The 18,587-nt window shown below is 61.8% G+C and carries 16 protein-coding genes; 1 reads left to right on the top strand and 15 read right to left on the bottom strand.

What is annotated here, in order from left to right; genetic code table 11:
• The 4 genes from PHU01S_RS14980 to fabZ form a co-directional block, all read right to left on the bottom strand.
• The coding region (locus tag PHU01S_RS14980; protein WP_174806374.1) for a polysaccharide pyruvyl transferase family protein at positions 1-606 on the bottom strand (606 nt) is incomplete at its 3' end.
• Positions 599-2,746 (bottom strand): DUF5693 family protein, encoded by a 2,148-nt coding sequence (locus tag PHU01S_RS14985; protein WP_127508216.1) that lies wholly within the window; start codon positions 2,744-2,746, stop codon positions 599-601. The genes PHU01S_RS14980 and PHU01S_RS14985, both read right to left, overlap by 8 nt.
• A gap of 200 nt (positions 2,747-2,946) precedes the next feature.
• Entirely contained in the window at positions 2,947-4,656 is a 1,710-nt protein-coding gene (locus PHU01S_RS14990) for a phospho-sugar mutase (RefSeq protein ID WP_049868371.1), read from the bottom strand.
• Between the two features lie 128 nt (positions 4,657-4,784).
• Positions 4,785-5,216, bottom strand: coding sequence for a 3-hydroxyacyl-ACP dehydratase FabZ (fabZ, locus tag PHU01S_RS14995; protein WP_048746095.1), 432 nt, complete (start codon positions 5,214-5,216; stop codon positions 4,785-4,787).
• 357 nt (positions 5,217-5,573) lie between these two features.
• Here fabZ and PHU01S_RS15000 point away from each other — a divergent pair, with 357 nt between their 5' ends.
• Positions 5,574-7,733, top strand: a complete 2,160-nt coding sequence (locus PHU01S_RS15000; RefSeq protein WP_164763077.1) for an Ig-like domain-containing protein — start codon at positions 5,574-5,576, stop codon at positions 7,731-7,733.
• Positions 7,734-7,851: 118 nt separating this feature from the next.
• Here PHU01S_RS15000 and PHU01S_RS15005 read toward each other — a convergent pair whose 3' ends face one another.
• The 11 genes from PHU01S_RS15005 to PHU01S_RS15055 all read right to left on the bottom strand — a co-directional run bounded on the left by PHU01S_RS15005 (position 7,852) and on the right by PHU01S_RS15055 (position 18,532).
• Positions 7,852-8,211, bottom strand: coding sequence for a DNA-directed RNA polymerase subunit beta (locus tag PHU01S_RS15005; protein WP_049868372.1), 360 nt, complete (start codon positions 8,209-8,211; stop codon positions 7,852-7,854).
• Between the two features lie 81 nt (positions 8,212-8,292).
• Positions 8,293-9,120 carry a flagellar hook-basal body protein gene (locus PHU01S_RS15010; protein ID WP_048746091.1) on the bottom strand — a complete coding sequence of 276 codons (828 nt, stop codon included), beginning with the start codon at positions 9,118-9,120 and terminating at the stop codon, positions 8,293-8,295.
• 13 nt (positions 9,121-9,133) lie between these two features.
• Complete coding sequence (locus PHU01S_RS15015) at positions 9,134-9,994, bottom strand: flagellar hook-basal body protein (protein ID WP_127508220.1); 861 nt, start codon at positions 9,992-9,994, stop codon at positions 9,134-9,136.
• 157 nt (positions 9,995-10,151) lie between these two features.
• Complete coding sequence (gene mreB, locus PHU01S_RS15020; protein WP_049868373.1) at positions 10,152-11,156, bottom strand: rod shape-determining protein MreB; 1,005 nt, start codon at positions 11,154-11,156, stop codon at positions 10,152-10,154.
• A 138-nt stretch (positions 11,157-11,294) separates the two neighbouring features.
• On the bottom strand, positions 11,295-11,579 hold the full coding sequence (gene spoIIID, locus PHU01S_RS15025) for a sporulation transcriptional regulator SpoIIID (protein WP_021880270.1): 285 nt from the start codon (positions 11,577-11,579) through the stop codon (positions 11,295-11,297).
• 327 nt (positions 11,580-11,906) lie between these two features.
• A complete protein-coding gene (locus PHU01S_RS15030) occupies positions 11,907-12,680 on the bottom strand; it encodes a M23 family metallopeptidase (protein WP_021880271.1) in 774 nt (257 codons plus the stop codon).
• Positions 12,681-12,772: 92 nt separating this feature from the next.
• Positions 12,773-14,113 carry a stage II sporulation protein D gene (gene spoIID, locus PHU01S_RS15035; RefSeq protein ID WP_246029245.1) on the bottom strand — a complete coding sequence of 447 codons (1,341 nt, stop codon included), beginning with the start codon at positions 14,111-14,113 and terminating at the stop codon, positions 12,773-12,775.
• A 279-nt stretch (positions 14,114-14,392) separates the two neighbouring features.
• Positions 14,393-15,979: a HAMP domain-containing sensor histidine kinase gene (locus PHU01S_RS15040; RefSeq protein WP_127508222.1), complete on the bottom strand. Its 1,587-nt coding sequence runs from the start codon at positions 15,977-15,979 to the stop codon at positions 14,393-14,395.
• Complete coding sequence (locus PHU01S_RS15045; RefSeq protein ID WP_127508224.1) at positions 15,976-16,656, bottom strand: response regulator transcription factor; 681 nt, start codon at positions 16,654-16,656, stop codon at positions 15,976-15,978. Before PHU01S_RS15045 ends, PHU01S_RS15040 begins: the two co-directional genes overlap by 4 nt.
• Before the next feature lie 50 nt (positions 16,657-16,706).
• On the bottom strand, positions 16,707-17,891 hold the full coding sequence (locus PHU01S_RS15050; RefSeq protein ID WP_021880888.1) for an ABC transporter permease: 1,185 nt from the start codon (positions 17,889-17,891) through the stop codon (positions 16,707-16,709).
• Positions 17,888-18,532, bottom strand: coding sequence for an ABC transporter ATP-binding protein (locus tag PHU01S_RS15055; protein WP_246029247.1), 645 nt, complete (start codon positions 18,530-18,532; stop codon positions 17,888-17,890). Before PHU01S_RS15055 ends, PHU01S_RS15050 begins: the two co-directional genes overlap by 4 nt.
• Positions 18,533-18,587 lie beyond the last annotated feature (55 nt).

Genomic DNA, 18,587 nt, shown 5'->3' on the forward strand with positions numbered 1-18,587 from the left:
GCCGCCCGCTGCGGCGGAGCCGCCGCCTGCCGCTGCCTGCGAACCTTGCGGCAGCGGCAGGCCCATGACCGGATCGGGCACGACGTCGATCCGGTCCTGCGGAACGCCCATCCGCGACAGCAGCGCCGCGGATTCGTCATCGCGCACGGACACGTACGCGCTGCGGGTCATCACATGCCGGATGAGGCCGTCCATCCGGCGGTTCAGCACGGGGCCGATGCCCTGCGCGTAGATGAACACCGGCTTGCGAAGCAGCTGGGCCAGCTTGATGATTCCCGTATAGTAGGGAATCGTCTTGCCGCCCGTCACGTCCTGCAGCAGGCTGCCGCCGCCGCTGATGAGGCCGTCGCAGCCGGCGATGGCTTTCATCAGCTCCAGCGGCTTCATCCGATGCACGGCCTTGACGCCATACATTTGCGTTGTCCAAGCCGGATCTCCGGACAGCACGACAGGATCGATCTCGACGCCCTGGGCTTCCCCCTCGGCGCGAAGAGCGAGCAGGATCGACTTCAGAACCGCTTCGTCGCCGCTGTTGCGGAAGCCGTAGTAGCCGGAGATGACGATTTTCCTGCGCATCGGGGAGACAGCTCCTCCGGACTTAGCCATTCGCAGCCCTCTCCCGCGGCCAGAATCTTCTTACGAGCGTTTCCCCGATCTGCCATGCGGCGATCAGGATCAGGCCGATGACGACTCCGATGCCGAGGCCGAGCAGGATGCGGATCAAGGAGATGTGGATCGGCGTGTGGATATGCGCGAACGTGTCGACCATGGACAGCTGGCCCATGGAGCCTACAATTAGCAATACCCAGGCGGCGCGGTAGCGAAGCGACAGGAACAAGCCGAGCACCATGAGCGGATGCGCCAGCAGGAATTCCTTGAAGCGGGGCCGCACTCCGAAAGTTCCTTCCAGCGTGTTGCGGAACACCAGCTCCAAGGAAGTAGCCGTTCCGGAATTGCCCGTGCGCGACAGATAGTACAGCCCGGCAGCGCCGATGACGGCGACCGCGACGCACCAGAGAATCGTGATCTGCAGCCCGAGCACCCGCCGCAGGCTGAGCCAGACCGATTGGCCTGTGAACAGGAACAGGTAGACGGCGGTCAAGCCGATCGGCGCCAGGTGGAGCAGGCTTACGCCGCGGAACTGCTCCAGCACGAGGCTGTACGTCATGCTGTTGAGCAGCCCGATTACGATCGGGATGGCCAGCATGCTGATCAGCGAGGTCACGGCCAGAATGCTCAGCGCCATCGTCAGGCGCCGTCCGGCCGAGAGGCCGCGGAACACCCAGCGTGTGCCGGCTTGTCCGAGTCCACCCAGCATGCCGCTCCAAGGCGACACCTGGAACGAGCGGTCCGTGCCTTCGCCGGCCGCGGAATTCCATTCGCCTCCTACCGGCCGCCGCTGTCCTTCCGTATGGGAGCGGATCCGGTTGATCGCCCAGATCATCGCCAGCGTCGGAGCGCTGATCGCGGCCCCGAGCGCCAAGCCCTGCTCCATGAGCGAGCTGTTCAGGACGTAAAGCCCGGCGCTGCCGGCGAGGCCGAGCAGGAAGACGATCAAGGCCAGGCCGTTGAAGAAGGCTCCGGCAAGCAGCGCGATCAGGCTGATTGCCCCCAGGGCGACGACCGCTTTGAGAGCCTTCATCCAGCTTGGATAGGAGCGCTCGAACGCGTGGGCTTCCCCTGAAGGAAATCCGAACGAATCCAGCTTGGCGATCGCTCCGTCCGGCCCGTCAAGCGACTTGTAGAGATTGTCCATCGGATCCGTGACGGTCCCTTTGTCCAGGTTGGCGGAGGGAGCCGCGTTCAGATAGAACATGCGGATGTTGCGGTCTTTGGCCGCAAGCAGGAAGCGGTCGGCGATGACGTCCGGCTTCAGGGCGGCAGCGTCTTTGTCCGAGAGGGAATAAAGCCGCGTAACGTTATAGTGCGTCAGATAGGCCAGCGTATTCAGGCCCGACTGGGGTTTTTTGAGATTTTCGATGGCGGTGATTCCGATTCCGTACTCATTCAGCTTCTGGGCAAAATGAGTCAACGTCTTGTCGGCCGCCTGATCGGCGAAGCCGGTGACCGCTCCGCCGTCGAACAGGATGCGGGTGACGCCGAGATTTTTGAATCCGGCCAGCAGCGCATCCATGCGCTCCGTGTCGTAAGGGATCCGGTCCGAAAGTCTCGGCAGCAGGCGGAAGCCGGCGTCATGAAGCTCCGTCAGCGCCAGCGGATCGGGAGCCATCGATTTCAGCACCGCTCCGGCCATCGGCGTCTCCAGCACGAGGCCGCGCTTGCCATCCAGGTCCCACGGACGCACGGCGATGCCGTCGCTTTCGAAGCGTTCGCGGATCATCGGCTCCAGAGCAGCCTGCTCCCTGGCTCCTTCAAACAGCAGGTACGTATAGTTCTGTCCTGCAGGCGAAGGCTTGCCCTGCAGCAGCGCCGCTTCCGCCTCGCTGTACAAGCCCAGCCTCCCTGCGTTCTCGAGCTCGTCCAGCCGGCTCTCGAACACCGAAAGCGTGCCGACGCCGTGAGACTTCAGCTTTTGAAGCTCGCTTTTGATATAGTCGACCGGACGGCTTTGATAGGACGCCACCAGCACGAGATCCGAATAATCGAACACGTACTCGACCTGCTTGGAGGTCTTCTCCATCTGCCACCGGTTAGCTCCGATGGGAATTGCCGCGATGACGCCGATCAGCGCCAGCACCCACATGATTCTGCGGGCCGCGCGGTTCCACTGCTGCCACTTCAACACGTTCCAGTTCGCCCCTTATCCACTCATACTTGAAAAGCCGGGCAGGGCGGGTAGACATCACCCGCCCTGCGGCTCTTTATTGAACTTCAGAGCCGGCTCCATGACGGGCCCGGCTGCTGCACTGCTATTGCCTGCGGGGACGGCATCAAGCCTGCCGGCTCCCCGGCCCGGATCTGCCCGTCTATAGGGTACAGAGCAGGTCAGGCCATCGCGTCCACGCGCTGCATGACGGAGCTTCGCAGCGCGTTCAGCGCATTCTCCGCAGACGGCAGGGAGTCCCCGCGGACCGCGAAGTAGACTTTGATCTTGGGCTCCGTGCCGGACGGCCGCAGCGTGAACCAGGAGCCGTCCTCAAGAATGTACTTCAGCACGTTCTCCTGCGGCAGGCCGTCCAGGCCGAGGCTGTAGTCGAGCACCTGCGACACCTTGATTCCGCCGGCTTCAGTCGGAGCTTCCGAACGGAAGCTGTCCATGATGGCCCCGATCTTCTGGACGCCGTCCAGTCCCTTGAGCGTGCGGGACTCCAGGCCTTCCAGATAGTAGCCGTACTCTCCGTACAGCTCCAGCAGCACGTCATACAGCGTCTTGCCCTGCTGCTTGTAGAAGGCGGCCGCTTCGGCGATCAGCATCGCCGCTACGACGGCATCCTTGTCCCTGGCGTAGGTGCCTGTCAGGTACCCGTAGCTTTCCTCGTAGCCGAACAGGAACGTATGCGAGCCCGTCCGTTCGAATTCGGTCATTTTCTCGCCGATATATTTGAAGCCGGTCAGCGTGTTGATGACCTCTGCGCCGTTGGCCTTGGCGATGTCCGCGCCCATCTCGCTCGTTACGATCGTCTTGATGACGGCGCCGTTTGCAGGCAGCTCGCCTCTTTCGCGCAGCTGGCTGAGCACGTAGTGGACCATGATCGCGCCGGACTGGTTGCCGGAGAGAACAACGTACTCGCCTTCGTTGTTCTTCACGACGGCGCCCATCCGGTCGGCGTCAGGGTCGGTGCCGATGATGATGTCCGCGCCTTGCTCCTGCGCCTGCTTGATCGCCAGCGCGAACGCCTCGCGCTCCTCCGGATTCGGACTCTTCACTGTGCTGAAGTAGCCGTCCGGCTGCTCCTGCGACGGCACGACGGCGACCGACTCGATGCCGATCTCCTTGAGCGCGCCGCGGACCGGATGGTTGCCGCTTCCGTGCAGAGGCGTGTAGATGACCTTGATGTCGCGTCCCGCGCCGCGCTTGAGCAGGTCGCGATTGAGGCTCTGCGCCGCCACGGCTTCGATGAAGTCCCGGTCCGCGTCCTCGCCGAGCCACACGAGCAGCCCTTGCCGCTCCGCGTCTTCGCGGGCCATGCGCTTGATCTCGCCGAAGCTCGCCACCTTCTGGATCGCCGCGATCGCCTGCTCGGCCTCATGCGGCACGAGCTGGCAGCCTTCCGGACCGTACGCCTTGTAGCCGTTGTACTCCGGAGGATTGTGGCTGGCCGTGATGACGACGCCGCCGCTCGCACCGAGCGCGCGCACCGCGAAGCTCAGCTGCGGGGTCGGACGCAGCGAAGGGAACAAGTACGTCTTGATGCCGTTGCCGGCCAGCACGAGCGCGGCTTCCAGCGTGAACTCCGGAGAGTTGTTGCGGGAATCGTGTGCGATCACGACCGAAGGCTTGTCCGTCTGCCCGAGCAGCCAGTTCGCCAGACCCTGCGTCGCCTTGCCTACCGTATAGGCGTTGAGGCGGTTCGTACCGGCTCCCATGACGCCGCGGAGGCCGCCGGTGCCGAATTCGAGATCGCGGTAGAACCGGTCGGTAATCTCCTTTTCGTCCCCCGCGATTCCCCTCAGCTCTTCTTTGGTCGCCTCGTCGATCGTCGGATCCTCGAGCCAGGACTGATAGCGTTGTTGCGCAAGTTCTGTTACGGACATGGACTCATCTCTCCCTTGATCTCTGCATGGTCTCACTTAATAAAGCAGGCCCGGTCCGAATATCCTCGTTTTGTTGACGAATTCGGGCTGCCTTTTGTTTTGGCCTTTTGCTTTTCAGCGATAGAAGCCTACTTCGGATCCGTAAGCGCGAACATGATCTCGCCTTCGGCCACGACCTTGTCCCCGACCTTCGCCGTCGCCTGGCCTTTGCCGATAATGCCTTTCAGCCGGGTGATGGTCACCTCAAGCGTCAGCGTATCTCCCGGCACGACCTGGCCGCGGAAGCGGAAGCCGTCGATGCCGGCGAACATCGCGATTTTGCCGCGGTTCGCTTCCACCTTGAGGATAGCGACCGCGCCTACCTGCGCCAGCGCCTCGACGATCAGGACGCCCGGCATGACAGGGAATCCCGGGAAATGCCCGGCGAAGAAAGGCTCGTTCATCGTGACGTTCTTGAGTCCGACGGCCCGTACGCCTTCCTCGACCTCAAGAATGCGGTCGATCAGCAGAAACGGCTGGCGGTGAGGAATAATCTCCATGATTTCATTGATATCCAGCAAAAAAATACCCCTTCCGCGGGCGAAAGCGCCCTTGTTCGTCAATCGCCGGCCGGGCTGCATGGAACCGGGGCCGGCGGGCTACACTATTCATGTCCTGAGCGAGCCTGCAGGTCGCAAAGGTTGAGATAGGAGGGCAGGAAGCGGACTGAAGCGCCGCCGACTGTCCTTTTTATTGCGCAAAAAAAGGGTCGGAATTCCTCTTTCTGCCGCTGAATGCCTATGTATATCTTCGTTATTATACCTCCGCAGTTCCAAAAAAAAAACCGCCGCCCTTCCTATTTTCCACCATTTGCCTACATAATTCGCATCGATATGCCGTTAAAGGAACTATCATGGTTTGCAAAGGAGTGTCTTTCGTTGTCCTACCGCGTTACCAATCGTCCGCTGCTGTCCCTGCTGCTCGCGGCCGTCCTGGCGCTTGCGCTGCTCGCGCCTGCCGCGCATGCCGAAAATACGGTCACCTCGGTCAAGCTGACCGAAGGCTCCAAGCTTTCCCTCACGTTCGGGGACGACCCTTACGCGCTCGCGCTGTGGGCGTCCTACTCGGGCTCTTCCGCGACCAAGGATGTCAGCGCCTCGGCCGTATGGTCGACCTCCAGCTCATCCGTCCTCAAGGTCACGGGAGGCGTGCTGACGCCCGTAGCGGCCGGAACCGCGACGATTACCGGCAAGTACAGCGGCTATTCCGCATCGATTTCCGTTACGGTCACCTATCCTTATGCCAAGCTCCAGCTTCTGACGGAGGACGGCAGCGCCGCTCCATCCACCCTGAAAGCACAGCTCGGGGACGACCTGACCTTCGGCGTTGTCGGCAAAAACGGGAATGAATCCAAGGATCTCGCCGACGAAGCCGTCTGGAGCAGCTCCAACACGGCGGCCGCTACGGTCGAGGACGGCAAGGTCACTCTCGTCGCGGCAGGCACATCCGTCATCAAGGCTTCCTACCGAGGCGTGTCCGCCTCCATTACGTTAACCGTGTCTTCCCCCTATCAATCGCTCGCGCTGTCGCCAAATTCTCTCCTTGATCTTACGGCGGGCGACGAGGCCAGATCCTTGACCGCGACAGCTGCGCCGGCAGGCGGCGGCACGCCGGTCGATGTGACCGACGATGCTTCCTGGACGACCTCGGCGGCAGCCGTAGCCAAAGTGGACAAAGGCGTCGTAACGCCCGTCGGTCCCGGAACCGCGACGATCACCGCTTCTCTATACGGTTCCTCGACCACCGTCAGCGTCGTCGTGCGCGCAGCCCACGAAGCGCTGAAGCTGAGCGCCTCGGCGGAGCTGAATCTGCTGCTCTCCGACAGCCCGCTTCAAGTAACCGCGTCGGCTCTCGATCCGAACAAGGAGCCGGCCGATGTGACAAAGGCCGCCGAATGGAGCTCCAGCGACGTCTTCACCGCTACCGTGTCCGACGGACTCGTCACGCCGAAGGCAGCCGGCTCCTCCGTCATCAAGGTGGAGTACAAGGGTCTCTCCAGAACGTTGAACGTCACCGTCTACCCGACCCTCCTTTCGATTGAGGCCGGCTCCGAACCCCTGACAAGCATTACGGGCGACAGCGGCAAGCTGCCGGCGGTCACCGGCAAGACGCTGGACGACTCCACGATCGCTGTCGACAAGCTCGTCAGCTGGACATCCGGCGACTCCGACGTCATTGAGATCAAGGATGGCAAATGGTCCGCCAAAAAAGCCGGCAAAGCCGTTCTGAAAGCCGCGGTCGGCGGCCTCTCGGCCGAAGTGGAAATGGCCGTGGGCCTGAAGCCGCTGGCGCTTCTCCCGGAGCAGCAGACAATCAGCCTAATCATCGGCAAGGACACTCCGATCCCGCCTCTGAACGTAACGTATACGGATGGAACGGAAGAAGACGTCACGGCCAAGGCCGAATGGAAAACGACCGGCAGCTCCTTGCTTGTCAAAGGAACGACGCTGCGCGGACTGACCGCTGCGCGGACGTCGCTGACCGCCTCCTACCAGGGCAAGACCGTCTCTCTTCCTGTCGTGATCGAAGAAGAGCTGAGCAAGCTGGCGGTGGAGGAATCCTCGCTCGTGCTGAATCCCGGCAAGAGCAAGACCGTCAAAGTCACCGGCACGTTCAAAAGCGGCTCGACGAGCTCGCTCGCCTCGAAAATGACCTGGACCGTCGACAATGACGATATCGCGAGCATCAAGGGCAGTTCCGTCAAGGGCCTCAAGCTCGGAACGGCCAAGCTCACCGGAACGTACCAGGGCAAGAGCATCACCGTGACGATCGCCGTCAAGCCGAAGCTGAAGAGCCTCGTCCTGTCGGACAAAACCTTGCAGCTTGCACCCGGAGCTTCCGCGCCGCTGAAGCTCAAGGCGTTCTACGACAACGGCACGCAGGCGGAAGTCACCGCGGCGGCTGTCTGGACTTCCAGCAAGGAAGCCGCGGCGACCGTTACCGCAGGCGGAGCCGTCACCGCCGCCGCCAAAGGCACGGCTACGATCAAGGCCGCTTTTGAAGGCAAGACCGTAAGCGTAAGGGTCACCGTAAAATAAAGCCGCATATACAAAAGCCGGAGCGAAAGGCGCAATGCCTTTGCTCCGGCTTTTTTTTGCCGTGGCCTTGAATCGGCGGCCGCAAAAAAATCCGGCCCCGAAAGGAGGCCGGATACATCTAGGAATCCGCGAAGATAAGGTCGTAAATATGCTTGTAGACGCCAAAGTCGAATGCATCGTCCATGCTTCCCTTGCCCAGGACGACGAAGCCCAGATAAAGGCCGCCTGTCAGCGCGCCGACGAACAGCGCCAGCACGATGACCTTGCGGGCGAACCACCACGCGGTGAACCGGCTGCGCCGCTTCGGCTTTGCCTTGGATTTGGTCTTGGCTGCTGCCGGAGCGTCCGGCGAAGATGGTTCTGCCTCCCGGTCCAGGGGAGCTTGGCTGTCGCTCGGCCGGAAATTGTCGGCCGGACGGGACGCCGCCCCTCCTCCCGACATGCGGGTGTGGGATTCATTCTGCACCATGGTCATCATCCTATTCCTCCGGAAGAGAATCCTTCCGTAATCTATTGCGCGGCAGATTCCCACCGCGCCGCAGCATGGAGGAACAGGAATCTAGCCGCGCATGTTGTTGGCCATGCCCAGCATCGAATCGGCGGAGGTCAGCGCCCTGGCGCTCAGCTGATAAGCCCTCTGCACGTTCAAAAGCTCGGTCATCTCATCCACGACGTTGACGTTGGATTGCTCGACATACCCTTGGCGGACAGCGATTCCGCTGTCGGGACCGGCTGCGGCGTCGGTAAGCACGTCTCCCGCCGCAATTCCGTCCGGGACGACAAACAGGTTGTCCTCCACCGGAGTGAGCAGCTCGGGTCGAGCTGGAGATACAAGGCTCAGCTGCCCGAGATTCTCGCGGGTTCCATCCCCATGCACGCCTTCCACGACGCCTTCGCCGCTGATCTGCAGCGTGACGCCGGCCGGAACGACGATCGGTCCAGGCTGGCCCGCGCCTCCCCGAGTGCCGAGAACAGGATACCCCGCTTCTGTCGCCAGTATCGTATCACCGTTGCCTCTCACCGTCAACTGGAAGGCGCCGCTGCGGGTATAGGCCGTTTTGCCGTCCGCCTCCACCTGGAAGAGCGCATTTCCTTCGATCGCCAGATCCGTAGCGGTGCCGGTTTCCTTGAGCGAGCCTTGGGTCATGTCAGGTCCCAGCTGCAGGAAACGGGCGCCCCAGCCCTGGTTGTAGCCCATCGGTCCGATGCGGCCGTCCTTGCGGAACGCCTCGGGCTGCTGCTTGGCGTTCGTGAGCAGATCCTCGAACGTGCCTTGCTTGCGTTTATAGCCTGCCGTATTCACGTTGGCGATATTCTCGGCCAGCAGGTCAAGCCGCTGCTGCAGGGCGTTCATCGTCACCGACGCATTGATTATCGATCCGTTCATCTACCGTTCCTCCTCACACCTTGCCGACTTCGTTGACGGCCTTCTCCAGGCTCTTGTCGTAATACTGGACGACCTTCTGATTCGCCTCGTAGGCTCTCAGTGCGCCCATCATATCCACCATCGCCTGGGTGGCGTCGACGTTGGAGCGCTCCGTATACCCCTGACGGACTTCCACACCGTCCGCCGCCGTCGCCGGAGCCGCCCCGCCCTGCCCGTCAAGACGGAACTTGCCGTCTCCCTCGCGGATCAGGTCCTGAACGCGGTCGACTCGCGTGATCAGCAGCGATCTGCCCGTAGCAACGCCGTCCGCATCCGTGAAATCATAGGCGCCGTTCAGCTTCAGCGAATCCATGGAGGTCCCGGCCGGGAACGTCACCGGGCGGTTGTTCTTGCCGAGCACGGCCGAGCCGTCCGCCGTAAGCAGGGAACCGTCGGCCGCCAAGTGGAATTGTCCGCCTCTCGTGTATCGGGTCTGTCCGTCCGCATCCTGCACGGTGAAGTAGGCCTGCGGCCTGTACGTCACCGTTCCGTCTTCGGCGACGGATTTGCCGGAAGCGTCGAACACGGTGCCCGCCACCTCGATATTGGAGGCGATGGCGAAGTCGGATGCCCGATCCGTCTTGTCGAGATCGCCCTGCACCTGCAGCGCGATGCTTTCCTCCGCCAGCACACCGGTGCTGAGGCGTCCGATCCGGCGCGACGGCTCATTGTTCTTGCCGGTCATGGACAGCAGCATGTCCGGAAAGGAACGGTTCAGCGCATTGCTCTGCTTATATCCCGTCGTATTGAGATTGGCGATATTCGTCGTTACCGTGTCATGCACGCGCTGCTGGGCTACCATGCCTGCCGCTGCCGTGTACAATCCTCTGAGCATCCGGTTCTCCCCTTGCCTGTATGATGAAAGATGAAAGGATGAAAGTCTTATTGTTATATCGGCAGCGGCTGCCCATCCATGAAGAGCGGCCCGCCCTTCGCGCTCCGCAGCTCCGGAAGGAGCGGCTCGCGAGGGGCGGGCCTTCGGTCGCCGGACTCTAGAAGCGCGCCTTCTTGCGCGACATCCGGTCCAGATGGTCCAGCATGAATCCGGTGCCTTTCACGACGCAGTGCATCGGGTCTTCGGCGACGAGCACCGGCACCTTGAGCTCGTCCGCCATGAGCAGATCCAGCCCGTCCAGCAGGGCGCCTCCGCCGGTCAGAATGACGCCGCGGTCGATGATGTCCGCAGACAATTCGGGAGGCGTGCGCTCCAGCACGGACTTGGCGGCAGCTACGATGGAGGCGACGGAATCGTGCAGCGCTTCCCGGACCTCCTCCGAGTGGATGGAGATGGTCTGCGGAAGCCCCGTCACCATATCGCGGCCCCGGATATCAATGGCCTCGCTGCGTCCGCCAGCGTATACCGATCCGATGCGCATTTTGATGCTCTCGCTTGTCCTTTCTCCGACCAGAAGCTTGTACTTCGCCTTGATGTAGCGGGCAATATCGGAATCGAACGTATCGCCGGCTACCTTGATCGAGGAAGAAGTCACGATGTCGCCCATGGACAGGACGGCCACATCCGTCGTGCCCCCGCCGATATCGACGACCATATTGCCGCTAGGCTGATAAATGTCCATGCCGGCACCGATCGCGGCCGCCTTGGGTTCTTCTTCCATATAAACTTCTTTGGCTCCGCAGCGTTCGGCTGCCTCCCGGATCGCTTTCTGCTCCACCGATGTAATGTTGGTAGGAGCGCAAATGAGAATACGCGGACGGCTGTACCAGCTCCGTCCGCCGATGCGGTCGATGAAAGCCTTGAGCATCATTTCCGTAATTTCGAAGTCTGCGATGACTCCATCCCGAAGCGGGCGGATGGCGACGATATTTCCCGGTGTCCGGCCGACCATCCGGTACGCCTCGTCTCCGACGGCCAGCACCCGCTTGGTGCCGGTTTCAACGGCGACTACGGACGGCTCGTCGAGCACGACGCCCCTGCCTTTTACATGAATGGACACGTTGGCGGTGCCCAGATCGATTCCGATATCCTTGCTCAGCATACGTCCGAAGTCCCCTAACGAATAATGTGGAAGTTCATACCCCCATTATTCGCTAATAACCTCGTTTTTCCTCTGATTTTGTCAAAAAATTTTACCAAAAGGCCTCCCGTGAAAGGGGAGGCCGGAATGCGGCCGTTTTTACCTTTTTCCTGCAGCCAGCACCTCGCGGCGCTTGGTGCTTTTCTTGTACTTGATCTTGGTCGCCTCGCCGCCCCTGAGATGGCGGATGGACTTGTGGTACTCCAGGATGTGCTTCACTTGATCGGCCAGATCGGGATTGATTTCCGGCAGCCGCTCGGTGAGATCCTTGTGTACCGTGCTCTTCGATACCCCGAACTCCTTGGCGATCGTGCGCACCGTATGCTTGGTCTCCACGATGCACCGGCCAATCTTGATGGTCCGCTCTTTGATGTAATCGTGCACGTTCCCGCCTCCCTAACTCGTTTTAAGATTGGTACATTATATGAGAGGGGCGGGTAGATATTCTTTGTGGCCAAGCACTAGGTACTAAATCCGTCCAATTTGTTCGCAAATGGCCTTCCGGCGGACAGTCCGAGCCATGAAAAAACAATCCGGCTCCCTTGCAGAAAAAGAGCAGGCTGGCAGCCCGAAAGCGGCATGAAGCCGGTCAGGCGCCAAGGCTTGCCGCCGTCGGCTGGCTGAGCAAAGCCGCACGCCGGACGAAGCAGCGGTCTTTTTCATCGGCATAAAAAAATCCCTGAAGCCGAGGCTTCAGGGATGAGGAACCGCTTATTCGGAATCGTCGCCCGATGCGGCGCTGCTGTCCTGGCTTGCTGCCGGAGCGAGCGCGGGCAGGACCGAATTCGGATTGACATGCTCGTTGTTTTTGAGAAGCGCGAAGTGCAGGTGTACGCCCAGATCTTTCTGCAGCTCGTTTTTGCCTGCCTTGCCGATTACCGTGCTTTGCTTGACGTCGTCGCCTTGCTTGACCGTCACATCGGTCAAGCTTTGGTAGACGGAGACGTATCCGCCCGAATGGGTGATCTCCACGACCGTGCCGTTGGTCGGCTGATCCTGCACCAGCGTCACTTTGCCGCTCAGCACGGCCTGCACGTCGAACGGCTGGTCGTCGCTGCGGGCCAGGTCGATGCCGGTGTTGGCGGAGAACGTGTTGCCCTGCTCGACCATCGCGGCATCCTGCTCGGCAGGAGTCGCGGCGGCATCGAAGTAGCCGCGCTTCACCGTGACGTCAGCCGTGCTGGCTACCGGCCATTTTGCCGTCTCGCCAGGCACCGGCTTCACGGTCACCGGCTCCGGCTGCTGCTCTCCGCCTTGCGCCACTGCAGTCGTATCGGGGATCTCGGTTGTCGAAGTCTTCTTGTCGTCTCCCTGATAGAGCCACATGACGGTTACGATGATTGCTGCCGCGGCGACGAACAGTGCCGGAGAGATCCACTTGCGCGACAGGGTCTTCTTGTAAGCTGAAGATGGAGCGGAGTTTCTTCCTCCCAGATTTGGTTTAGGAGGCTCTTGCTTTTGGTTTTTTTGATCTTGTTCATTCATTTTCTATCACCTCACTAGCCATTGTTGCCGGATCAGCTAGGTTTATACGTAGGGCGATAGAGAATTTGCGAGGAGGGAGGAAGATTCGCCTCCTAGCTGCTCATGCGGGGGAGATCGTTCTCCCTCACGACCGCGGTTCCGGTATAGTAGTGGGACAGAATCTGATAGGCGTTGCTGCCCTTCTTCGCCATGCCGTCGGCGCCCCACTGGCTCATCCCGACACCGTGCCCATAGCCATAGGTCGTAATCTCGATATTTTTGCCGCTGATCTTCCAGGTGAATTGGGAGGAGGCGAGTCCCAGCTTCTCCCGGGCTTCGCGGCCCGTGAACGTGGCGTCTCCCGCCGCCAGCTCGCGGATCCTTCTGCCGTCCGTCGTATCGAGCACCCGCAGGCTGCGGACCGGCGTGCTGCCGCTGAGGCCGAGCTTCCGGTAAAAGGACGCCAGCGGCATCGTCGTCGTCTCCTTGTACTCCGGAGACAGGGACTTGTCCCACGGGCTGGCCACGCTGCGGAGATAGGGAAGGCTGGCGTCCCAGTAATCCTCTGAATTTTCGGTATAACCGTTGCTGGTGGAAAAGAACAGAGCCTGAATCGGGCTTCCCTGATAGGTGACGATTTCTCCCCTCGTCCCTTGGACGGCTTCGTTCAGCTTCGTCAGATTCGCCTCCCGCTCCTTGCCGCTCCAGCGGGCCAGCAGCTGCTTCATCGGGATGTACACCTGATGGGCGGTCGTATCCGTGACATCCGCTCCCTTCACCGGCACGCCGCTGACGTCGCCGGAAGCGAGCCGCCGGACGATATACGTGCGGGCGGCGATCGCCTGCGCCTTGAGCGCTTCCGGCTCGAAGGAGATCGGCATCTCGCCGGCGATGACGCCGCGGATATAAGTCTCCATCGGCACCTTCTCGATGCGCTTCTCCTTCGTCACATAGACGCGCACCTGGGTCAGATCCAGCGCCGTCAGCTTCTTCGGCCCGGTAGAAGGCGCTGGCGCCGATTCCTCCGTTCCGGCCGGAGAACCGCCGCCAGCGCCTGCGCCGATTCCGGATCCTTCCCCCCCATCTGCCGGTCCTGCAGTCCCGCCGGCCGATTCTGCGCCGCTTCCGGATGCTTGTCCCCCATCTGCCGGCCCCGCAGCCCCGCCGGCCGCTTCGTCGGCGGCTGCCTGGCCGGTCTGCCGGGCGGCAGCGCTGCCGCCCGGCAGCTCCTGGCCGGATAGTTCCGGCACCGGAATCAAGGCTTGCTCCTGCCGGGCATTCGTCCGGCCATCCTGCGACTTGGCGACGATAAATCCCGGAATCAGAATCGCCGCCGCCGTAAGGACGCTTACGGAAGCCAGCGCCATTCCCGACATCCCCTGTCCTTCCGCTGCTCTGCCGAAAGGCTTTCCTCGCAGACTCGTCTTCCTCGTTCCTGTCGCGCGCTTCTTCATCTTCGATGAATTCCCTCCTCTATTACCCTGCCAAGGCAAATGCTCACGACCCGTCTCTAAAGACTATGAGCCGAGAAACATAGAATAGAACCGCGATAGGCCGCTTGAGAGAGAAGTCCCGCGAGAAACGAAAAAGCGATGCCGGATGGCATCGCTGCTGAAAGCCCTGCTGTCGGGCCGAGCCTGACGGCCTTTGAACATGCTGCCATGCAGCCGTAAGATCAGGGCTTCCAGGTAAAGAGATTAAGAAATGCCGTGCATTCCAGCCGGCTCCAGGCTTCAATCCTGTTGCTCGTCGGCAGCCGCTTCAGCTCCCGCTCCGCCAGCCGCACGCTGGAGGCAGAAGGAGAAGGAGCTGCCCCGGCCCTGTTCGCTGCGGACCGCGATGCGGGATCCGTGCGCATCCAGGATATGCTTGACGATCGACAGTCCGATGCCTGTGCCGCCGCGCCCGGAGCGGGCTTCATCCGTCTTGTAGAACCGCTCCCAGATGCGCTCCGTCTCCTCCGGCGACATGCCGATTCCTTCATCCCTTACCGTCAGGCAGGCTTGCTCCTCCTGCGCGTCGAGCGTCACATAGACGGTCGACCCTTGCGGCGAGAACGCCATGGCGTTCTGGATCAGATTGACCATCACCTGCTCCAGGCGGTGGGCGTCGCCTACGACCATCACCTTGCCGCTGCCGACGGCAAGGCCGTCGCCGGCTCCCTCGTTTCCCGTCCCGCTCCATGCCCCCTGAGCCTGGCCAGGACCGTCGCCGGCTCCCTCGTCTCCCGTCCCGCTCCATGCCCCCGGAGCCGGGCCAGGCTCGGAATCGACCCGCCCCTTGATCTCGTACCGGACTCCGTGATGCCGGAAGGTGGATTCCATCCGCGCCAGCAGCAGCCTCACCGTCTCGGCCAGATCGAACTCCGCGGGCTGCACGTCGAATTGGCCGGACTCGATCTTGGACATGTCGAGCAGATCGTTCACAAGCTTCATCAGCCGAACGGTCTGCTCCTGGGTAATCCGCAAATAGCGGTCCGCCTTCTCCCCCGGAATCGTCCCGTCCAGAATCGCCTCCACATAACCGTGGATGGAAGTCAGCGGAGAGCGGAGATCATGCGAGACGTTGGCGAGGAAGTCGCGCCGGGTCTGCTCCAGCGCGCCGAGGTCTACGGCCATGCGGTTTAGCGAGCCGGCCAGCCGGCCGAGCTCATCGGGGGAAGCATCGCGGATCGGCGTATCGAAGTCGCCCTTGGCGAAGCGCTCCGCTCCGAGGCTCATGCGGCGGATCCGCGTCGTCATGTAGCGGGAGAACAGCCAGGAGAATACGGCCGATACAGCCAGCGCGACGGAGATGGCCAGCCAGCTCAGATTCTGCCAGCGGCGGAAGTCCCGCTGAAAGCCGGTCGAGAGCGAGACGACATAGCGGTCGATGGAAGGCACGTACTGGGAGCTCACGATCCATTTGCCGGACTCGTTCTCGATCATCTGGGAGCGGAACTGGCCGCTGGAGCCGATATTGGCCTCGCTGATGATGGACTTGATCTCGCTGGCGGGCAGCGGCACGTCTCCGACCTGCATATAGCGGCCGGTGCTGTCGATGACGAGAATGCTCTTCATCTGCGGCGGCACGACGACTTTGAGCGCCGTGCTGACCATGCTCTCGGTCCATCTTTCGGATGCGGCCGTTTCCAGCAGCTTGACCGTCCGCCGCAGCTCCGCCCCTTCCATGCCCTGCTGCCGGTCGAACATGTCGCGCCGGACCAGCTGCGTCGAAACCAGGTTGAAGACGAGGAACGTAACGCCGAGAATCGAGAGAGAAATGATCAGCACTTTGGCGAAGATTGTATTCAGCCCGAGCCTTGCGGCCAGACGGCTCATGACTGGACCTCGAACTTGTAGCCGACGCCGCACACGGTGGCGATGCGCCAGGACGGATGCTCGCCGATCTTGTCCCGGATGCGCTTGATATGCACGTCGACCGTATTGGAATCGCCGAAGTAATCCATGCCCCAGATCTGCTGCAGCAGCTCCTCGCGGGTGAATACTTTGCCCGGCCGGGAAGCCATGCAATAGAGCAGCTCGACCTCCTTGGGAGCGCTCCCGACATCCTGCCCGCGCACCGTCACGCGGTATTCGTTCACGTCGACGACGAGATCCGGGAACACCGCCTGTTCCTTGTACAAGGTCGGATGCGTCCGCTTCAGGACGGCCCGGATCCGGGCAAGCAGCTCCTTCGGGTCGAACGGCTTGACGAGGTAATCGTCCGCTCCCATGGAAAAGCCCTTCAGCTTGTCGTAGCCGTCCCCTTTGCCGGTCAGGAAAATGATCGGCACCGTACTGGTCTGCCGGATTTCCTCGCAGACGCTCCAGCCGTCGCGGCCAGGCATCATGATATCCAGGACGACGAGATCGGGGATCTGCTCGTAGAACTTCCTGAGCCCGGCAGCGCCGTCGCCCGCCGTCGCGTACTGAAAGCCGTATCGCTGCAAGTACAGCTCCAGCAGATCGCTGATCAGGGAATCGTCTTCTATGATCAGGATATAAGGCATTTTCATCTGGCTACCTCCGAGAGCGGAATGTGACTGTCTATCCGTTGGTATGGGAATCAATCATGCCGGAGCGCGTCCACCGGCCGCAGCGACGCGGCTTTGTTGGCCGGGAACAGCCCGAACAGAACTCCGACCGCAGCGGAGAACAGAAACGCATAGAGGACGACCTGAAGCTCGATCTGCGTCGCGGTGGCGAAGTAGGCCGTCATGATCAGGCAGGCGCCATAAGCACAGGCGATGCCGAGAAGCCCTCCGAGGCTGCTGATGGTCACCGCTTCGACGAGAAACTGGAACAGCACGTCGCGCCGCTTGGCGCCGAGAGACTTGCGGATGCCGATCTCCCTCGTCCGCTCGGTGACGGATACGAGCATGATGTTCATGATGCCGATGCCGCCGACGACGAGTGAGATGCAGGCGACTCCCGCCATCATCGTGGACATCGTCTTCGACACGGAGGTGACCGTCTCCTTCAAATCCTCCTGGTTCGTCACGCGGTAGGCGTTCGTATTGCCGCGGAAGATCTCGGTCAGCTTCGTCTCCAGCTGCGCGGTCACGGCGCTCATCTGATCCACCGTGGCGACCTTGAGGGAGACGGTGCGGACGCCGGCGGACTGGAACATGCGCTGCGCCGTCGTAATCGGAATGATGATCTTCTCGTCGTTGGAGCCCGTCAGGGAAGTGCCCTTGGGCTCGAGCAAGCCTACGACCTTGTATTTCACGCCGTTGAGCAGGATCGTCTCGCCGACCGGGCTGACTCCCGCTCCGAACAGCTCCTCCGAGGTGTCGACCCCGAGCACGGCGACCTTGTTGTACGCCGTCAGATCGATAGGGGCAATGAAGCGCCCGCTTTGGGGATGGAAGCTCTGCACATCTTCATAATCGGGAGTGACGCCCTCGACGGTCACCGCGGACTCGGTCTGCTTGCTTCCGTAGCGGGCCGTCACGCTGCCGCTGACGGTCGGAGACAAGCCTTCGATGCCGCCGACGCCGTCGCCGAGCGTCTCGGCTTGCGGCAAGGAGAGGGTCGTGTCGCTTCCCCTTCCGGTAATGTTGACCGACAGCATGTTGGTGCCGAGCCCCTTGAGCTGGCTGCTCACCTCGTTCGCCGAGCCCTGGCCCATCGCCACGAGCGCGATGACCGTCGCGACGCCGATCAAAATGCCGAGCATGGAGAGCACGGTGCGCAGCTTGTTAGCCAGTATGCTCTTCCAGGCCATGCGAATTCCTTGCGAAAGCTTCACGTCCGCCCCCCCCTTTCCTCGCTCAGCAGTCCGTCCTTCATGAATACGGTCCGCTTCGCCCTGGCAGCCACATCGAGATCATGCGTGATGAGGACGATCGTATGGCCCTGGGAGTTGAGCTGCTCCATGAGGCCGAGCACATCCGCTCCCGTCTTCGTATCCAGCGCTCCCGTAGGCTCGTCGGCAAGCAGGATCGGCGGCTCGCCAGCGAGTGCGCGGGCGATCGCGACCCGCTGCATCTGGCCTCCGGACAGCTGGTTCGGCCGGTGATGCATCCGGTCCTGCAGGCCGACCTTGGCCAGCGCCGTCTCCGCAGCCGCCTTTCTCTCCTTCGCGGCGAGCCCGCGATAGACGAGCGGCAGCTCGACGTTCTCGAACGCGCTGAGGCGCGGGAGGAGATGGAAGCTTTGGAAGATGAAGCCGATCTTGCGGTTGCGCACCTCCGCCAGCCGGTTGTCCGACAAACCCTTCACCTCGATGCCGTCCAGCCTGTAGCTGCCGGAGGTCGGCGTGTCGAGGCATCCGATCATGTTCATGAGCGTGGACTTGCCGGAGCCGGACGGGCCGATGATGGCGACGAAGTCTCCGCGGGGAATATGCAGATTCACTCCATTCAGGATCTGCACTTCCTCTCCGGCCATCCGGTAGGATTTCCGGACGTCGCGGATGGACAGGAGCGCCTCTTCATGCCGTTCG

Source organism: Paenibacillus humicus NBRC 102415, from assembly GCF_004000905.1.
Classification (GTDB): domain Bacteria; phylum Bacillota; class Bacilli; order Paenibacillales; family Paenibacillaceae; genus Paenibacillus_O; species Paenibacillus_O humicus.

Bases quoted from the DNA above. Each gene is read 5' to 3' on its own strand.
- PHU01S_RS14990 (WP_049868371.1), bottom strand. From the start codon at position 4,656: ATGTCCGTAACAGAACTTGCGCAACAACGCTATCAGTCCTGGCTCGAG.
- PHU01S_RS15005 (WP_049868372.1), bottom strand. From the start codon at position 8,211: ATGATGACCATGGTGCAGAATGAATCCCACACCCGCATGTCGGGAGGA.
- PHU01S_RS15010 (WP_048746091.1), bottom strand. From the start codon at position 9,120: ATGAACGGATCGATAATCAATGCGTCGGTGACGATGAACGCCCTGCAG.
- PHU01S_RS15015 (WP_127508220.1), bottom strand. From the start codon at position 9,994: ATGCTCAGAGGATTGTACACGGCAGCGGCAGGCATGGTAGCCCAGCAG.
- mreB (WP_049868373.1), bottom strand. From the start codon at position 11,156: ATGCTGAGCAAGGATATCGGAATCGATCTGGGCACCGCCAACGTGTCC.
- PHU01S_RS15030 (WP_021880271.1), bottom strand. From the start codon at position 12,680: ATGAATGAACAAGATCAAAAAAACCAAAAGCAAGAGCCTCCTAAACCA.
- spoIID (WP_246029245.1), bottom strand. From the start codon at position 14,113: ATGAAGAAGCGCGCGACAGGAACGAGGAAGACGAGTCTGCGAGGAAAG.
- PHU01S_RS15040 (WP_127508222.1), bottom strand. From the start codon at position 15,979: ATGAGCCGTCTGGCCGCAAGGCTCGGGCTGAATACAATCTTCGCCAAA.
- PHU01S_RS15045 (WP_127508224.1), bottom strand. From the start codon at position 16,656: ATGAAAATGCCTTATATCCTGATCATAGAAGACGATTCCCTGATCAGC.
- PHU01S_RS15055 (WP_246029247.1), bottom strand. From the start codon at position 18,532: ATGGCCGGAGAGGAAGTGCAGATCCTGAATGGAGTGAATCTGCATATT.